At 30.0% G+C, this 4,330-nt stretch carries 6 protein-coding genes; 3 read left to right on the top strand and 3 right to left on the bottom strand.

The features are described 5' to 3' along the window. Positions 1-344: 344 nt before the first annotated feature. Both KO464_07070 and KO464_07065 read left to right on the top strand, forming a co-directional pair. Positions 345-833 carry a hypothetical protein gene (locus tag KO464_07070; protein ID MCC7573135.1) on the top strand — a complete coding sequence of 163 codons (489 nt, stop codon included), beginning with the start codon at positions 345-347 and terminating at the stop codon, positions 831-833. Between the two features lie 13 nt (positions 834-846). Continuing rightward, positions 847-1,215: a roadblock/LC7 domain-containing protein gene (locus KO464_07065; GenBank protein MCC7573134.1), complete on the top strand. Its 369-nt coding sequence runs from the start codon at positions 847-849 to the stop codon at positions 1,213-1,215. A 60-nt stretch (positions 1,216-1,275) separates the two neighbouring features. Here KO464_07065 and KO464_07060 read toward each other — a convergent pair whose 3' ends face one another. The 3 genes from KO464_07060 to crcB form a co-directional block, all read right to left on the bottom strand. Then, positions 1,276-2,862 carry a hypothetical protein gene (locus KO464_07060; protein ID MCC7573133.1) on the bottom strand — a complete coding sequence of 529 codons (1,587 nt, stop codon included), beginning with the start codon at positions 2,860-2,862 and terminating at the stop codon, positions 1,276-1,278. Between the two features lie 84 nt (positions 2,863-2,946). Next, on the bottom strand, positions 2,947-3,294 hold the full coding sequence (locus KO464_07055) for a DUF190 domain-containing protein (protein ID MCC7573132.1): 348 nt from the start codon (positions 3,292-3,294) through the stop codon (positions 2,947-2,949). After that, on the bottom strand, positions 3,295-3,675 hold the full coding sequence (gene crcB / locus KO464_07050) for a fluoride efflux transporter CrcB (protein ID MCC7573131.1): 381 nt from the start codon (positions 3,673-3,675) through the stop codon (positions 3,295-3,297). 193 nt (positions 3,676-3,868) lie between these two features. On the opposite strand from crcB, the gene KO464_07045 reads away from it, so the two are divergent. Further along, on the top strand, positions 3,869-4,330 hold a 462-nt coding region (locus tag KO464_07045), incomplete at its 3' end, for a PAS domain-containing protein (protein MCC7573130.1).

Here is a 4,330-nt window from a genome sequence, read left to right as displayed (position 1 = left end):
TTTCTGTTTTAACTTGTATCAGCTTGAAACGCTTGCTAACTCTGCCTAGCGTCAGCCATCGGTAAATTTTGGGAAATTCGCCCAAAATTTGAGTAAAAAGTACTTTTATATCAGAAGATTAACTTAAGTTAGCTCAAAAACCTAATTCGCTGAATGGCAAAAGAAAAAAATTAAGGTTAATCATAAACCTCTTTATTCTTCTCATTGAACCTCTATTTATGCATTTCTTTACTTTTACCTAAATATATCTTGTTTTTTTTAATATAATTTAAGGAAAAACTTTAAATATCAAAAGTTTAATTAGAGATTGAGTTAAAATTGCGAAATTCTCAAAGGTGAATTATATGGACATCAATGTGAAATTGAAATATACAAGTACCATTATGAACGCTTGGCTTTACGGAGTTGAAAATACTGCGAATATATTCTTTGACAAACCAAAACTTTTTTATCGGAGATGGGGAACTATAGCTATTAGGCCATTCATAGAATCCTGGAATGACCTCGGCATGGATTTCCAGAAAGGACTTAGCCCTTTTAATACTGCAAAAATGTTTGTTGACGCACTTGTCAAAGCAGAATTCTTTAATAGCGCTGATTTTGAAATGGCTGGCGATGATATTAATTTTACTTTTAAAGCAATTAATTGTCCCTACAAATCCCATTGCTCAAGACTAATAGACGAGAGAAAAGAGATAGCATGTCTCCGGGCTATAACTTTACTTGGTGCAATGGAATATAACAAAGAAGGAGAATCTCTAAAATATATGTATAAATTTGAATTTAATAAAGAAAATCCTTGTTTAGTTTCATTTGAAAAATTTAAAGATTAATACAGGTGTTATTATGGCCAGCCGAACAGAAAAATTAACTGAAATGTTAAAAGAACTTAGCGGAACATCTCCTGATATTGAAGCTTCTGCTATAGTTTCAACAGATGGATTGGTAATAGCGAGTGCTTTACCAAAGGATGTTGAAGAAGATCGAGTTGCTGCTATGTCTGCAGCTATGCTTTCTTTGGGCGAAAGAACCTCTAAAGAACTCATGAAAGGAAGCCTTGAAGAAGTCTTTGTCAAAGGGCAGAATGGGTATATCCTCCTCTTAGGTGCGGGTGAAGAAGCGGTCCTTACTGCTTTAGCGAGAAAAGATGCAAAATTAGGGCTTGTTTTTCTTGATATGAAACGTGCTGCCGAAGAGATAGGCAAAGTAATCTGATAAACATTCAATGAAATATTGGTAAGAATATTAACTGTACTACTAGTGAGCATTTCAGATTCAGGGAAAATGCTCAATTAATTTTTTATATATTGTATTTATCTCTTTTAATTTTTCTTCTGCCTTTTTTATAGTCGCATCACTTTTATTCAAATTTTTGTCCGGATGTAAAAGGTCAACCCAGTATCTGTACTGCTCTTTTATTAATTCTTTTGTTATATCTCCGTTGTCATCCAATTCGAATTTGATAAGTAGTTCTTTAATGGATATTTCATCTATAACAGTATTTTTCTTCTCATATTTTTCTTTTTTATCTTCTCTTTTCCGCTCTTGGTGTTTTTCATATGATTCTTTAGGGCCTTGGTCTGTTTTCTGATTTTTTATTCTCTCAAAATATGCCCTGACAGTGTTTTCATCAAAATTTATAGAGTTATAACCGCTTCGTATAAGATTCAAAGCGGTATCAAGTATTTCTTTCATTTTTTGAGAATTATAGTTTCCAGCAGCTATTTCATACTGAGTTTTCAACATTAAAAATAATTTGTCCGTAATATAATTTGTCCTTATTTTGTTAACCTGATATTTTTTTGCTATTTTCAACGCTTTTTCTAAGGTCATAATAGCTTCTTCAAATTTATCATATTCTTCATATACACAAGATTTTTGATAATAGGACTTTATTATTCCATCAATGGACTCATTGACATGTCCGCTAGAATAACTTCTTTCAGCTTTTGCCAATTCAACTGATTTTTCGAATGCAGTTATAGCATCATCAAATCTTTCCCTTCCGAGAAGATTTTTACCTTTGGCATTGTATCCTTTAATTAGATTATCCTTAGCTTCTATATACTCTTTGGAATCATTTCCATATATTTGCAATGACATATCTAAGATTTTCTTAAGATGGGATATCGCTGAATCATAAAGTTCTTTATCAATCTGATTAAAAGCAAATAAAGTTTGTATTTTAACTATATTTTTTCTTGCCGACTCTGTTATTTCAGATTCAATGCCCAAGTCATTAGTTATCTCTATAGCTTTATCTATAGTGTTGATTGCATCTTCAAATCTATCTCTTTTAGCAAAATATTCCCCCTTCTGATTATAACACATTATTAGATTGTTTAAGGCTTCTTTAGTTTCATCAGATTTTTTGCTGCTGTTTTCTACACAAAAATCTAAGATTTTTTTAAATGTATTTATGGCATCATCAAATTTATTTTGATTTAGATACAAATTTGCCTTTTCAAACTGAGCCCTTTTCAAACTTTCTTTAATATTCTTTATTTCTTCAGGTTTAATAGTGGATATGTTCAATGCTTTTTCTAATGCTATTTTAAAATAAGAAATTGCCTCATCATATGAAGAACTTTGTAGATAGTCGAGAGCTTTTTTTTCAAATAGCCATACCACTTCTTCTTTTGAACTTACATCAATTTCTTTTTTTAGTTCATGAATTTTATCGTTAATCTCGTTTGTTTTTTTATAATTTCCTTTATCTAAAAATTTCTCATAAAGAGTAGTATATTCTGAGATAAGTACATTCCGTATGAACTTTACTTTCTCGGGGTCTTTATTGTCCTGTTTTTCTTTTATTAGTTGTTCTTCCCAGAAGGATACAGGAACCTTTTTTTTCCTTACCACTCCTTAGCCTCCAAAGTTATAATAATAGTTTTATATGTCAATATTAAGAAGATTAATAATTTAGGTTTTAAATCTTTTGAAATATTATTGTATATCTTTTGATGTACCTTCGTACATAATTATTTTTACTTTCTCTTGTGTAATCAATCCCTGTTGGATAATAGTGTCTAGTTTAGGTTTTATTTTCTCAATTCTTTCTTGAAGATCTACAACTTCTATAATTATTGGTAAATCGGTCGATAATCTCAGAATCGACATAGTTTGCATCTTGCTTGTTTTTCCATAGCCCTCTATACCTCTTAAAACAGTAGCACCCGATAAACCCTCTTGTCTAAACATCTCAACAAGATACTTATATAATGGTCTGCCTTCATACCTATCGGATTCCCCAATGAAGATTCTTAAAAGAATAGCTTCTGATTCTTTTTTCATCTAAGTCCTCCATATTGAAAGAACAAATATCTTTCCAAATAAAACTGCAAATAAAGTCAATAACACAGTAGCTATAATATTAATTGAAAGATATAAAGTTTCTCTGCTTTCTAATAATCGGAAAGATTCATAACTGAAAGTTGACATAGTTGTAAAAGCACCCAATATTCCAATTGTTAAAAATATTCTCGTTTCTTCACTAAACAATCCTTTGTTTTCAGTAAGATATAATATAACACTAAGAAAGAAGCTCCCTATGACATTGACACTTAGAGTTCCTAATGGAAAATAAGATAATCCATTTTGTACCCATCCACTAACTAAGTATCTTAATACTGCGCCTATAAATCCGCCAATTCCGATTAATAATAAAAGATGCATAGTTACTCTGAATTCACAAATTAATTATCCTTATAAAATTATCTTAAAATTAATTACGAAAATCGCAATAATATTAGAAATATTTATATATATTACGTTTAATTCTTATATTATTCTCAAAGGAGGAAGAATTATTAAAGACAATTTAGACAATATCTCTCCGAATCTAAAATCAAATTTATCGAATACTATTTTGAAAAATGAAAATCTATATCAATCTCTTTTTGAAAGTTTGAGAGATGCAGTATGGATTGCCTCAGTAGATGGAATAATATTGGATGCAAATCCATCAACTGCAGAAATGTTGGGTTGTAATCTTGGCAAAATTATTGGTAGCAATGTTATTACATATTATCAAAATCCCAAGGACAGATCTAAATTTATAGAACAAGTTATGAAATATGGATTTGTTAAAGATTATCAAATTAATATGAAGAAAAATAATGGAGAGATAATAACTTGTTTATTTACGGCCACATTATTGAAAGGTAAAGATGGTAACATAATAGGTTTCCAAGGCATAGTAAGGGACATAACTAATAGAAAAAAGATGGAAGATAAACTAAAAGAAAGTGAAGAGAAATACAAAGAATTAGTTGAGAATGTTAATAGCATAATTGCAAAATTCGACAATAGTGGAAAAATAATTTGGATG

It is taken from the genome of Methanofastidiosum sp. (assembly GCA_020854815.1).
GTDB lineage: Archaea > Methanobacteriota_B > Thermococci > Methanofastidiosales > Methanofastidiosaceae > Methanofastidiosum.
Note: the sequence above shows the minus strand (reverse complement) of the source record. Positions and strands in the feature narration are given on the sequence as shown.

What these genes read in the sequence shown, in the direction of transcription:
- crcB (MCC7573131.1), bottom strand. Translation starts at nt 3,675, where the DNA reads ATGCATCTTTTATTATTAATCGGAATTGGCGGATTTATAGGCGCAGTA.
- KO464_07065 (MCC7573134.1), top strand. Translation starts at nt 847, where the DNA reads ATGGCCAGCCGAACAGAAAAATTAACTGAAATGTTAAAAGAACTTAGC.
- KO464_07055 (MCC7573132.1), bottom strand. Translation starts at nt 3,294, where the DNA reads ATGAAAAAAGAATCAGAAGCTATTCTTTTAAGAATCTTCATTGGGGAA.
- KO464_07070 (MCC7573135.1), top strand. Translation starts at nt 345, where the DNA reads ATGGACATCAATGTGAAATTGAAATATACAAGTACCATTATGAACGCT.